Origin of the sequence: Hymenobacter metallicola (assembly GCF_004745645.1) — a bacterium.
In the GTDB taxonomy this organism is placed as follows: Bacteria; Bacteroidota; Bacteroidia; order Cytophagales; family Hymenobacteraceae; genus Hymenobacter; species Hymenobacter metallicola.
Genome location: NZ_SRMB01000015.1, coordinates 1 through 590 on the forward strand (window position 1 = coordinate 1; position 590 = coordinate 590).

The 590-nt window shown below is 48.1% G+C and carries 1 protein-coding gene; it reads left to right on the top strand.

Translation table 11 applies throughout. The features are described 5' to 3' along the window. The first annotated feature begins 97 nt into the window (after window positions 1-97). On the top strand, window positions 98-496 hold the full coding sequence (locus E5K02_RS25385; protein WP_135399376.1) for a putative quinol monooxygenase: 399 nt from the start codon (window positions 98-100) through the stop codon (window positions 494-496). Window positions 497-590: the final 94 nt, after the last annotated feature.

Here is a 590-nt window from a genome sequence, read left to right on the forward strand (position 1 = left end):
ACCGTTTGCGTAAACCATTCAGGCAGCCTAATTATTGTTGCGGAAACAGGTAGCCTTCCTCCTCTTACTCTCTTTTCTTCTTTTTAAGACCCTTGTCATGAAAGTATTCCAACCCATCTTAAAAATAGCGATGCTGTCCAGCTTGGCGTTGGCGTTGGTCAACTGGTATGTGAAACCAGCACCAAAGCCACAGAAGGTCCGACTTGCTCGCATTGTGGTGGATTCTACACAACTCACTCGTTATAAGGCGCTGTTGCAAGAGGGAGTAGAAGCCGCCATGAAGAAAGAACCAGGCGTGTTAACGCTCTACGCGGTATTCGAAAAAAAGCGCCCAAACCATGTAACCATCCTGGAGGTATACGCGGACGAAGCTGCGTATCAGGCGCACATTATAACTCCCCACTTTTTGAAGTATAAACAGGGCACCTTAGCTATGGTACAGCAACTAGAGTTGGTAGAAACCGACCCGCTGATTCCAGAATTGAAAATCAAGTAAGCGTGCGGCCGCTCGCCAACGCTGCCTAGCAGAGTTCATCTTGGGTGTCCACTACAGGTACTACTCTATCCTCCTTTCGCTAGAACCACCGTTT

Excerpts from the sequence above, each read along its gene's own strand:
- E5K02_RS25385 (WP_135399376.1), top strand. The coding sequence starts at position 98 with ATGAAAGTATTCCAACCCATCTTAAAAATAGCGATGCTGTCCAGCTTG.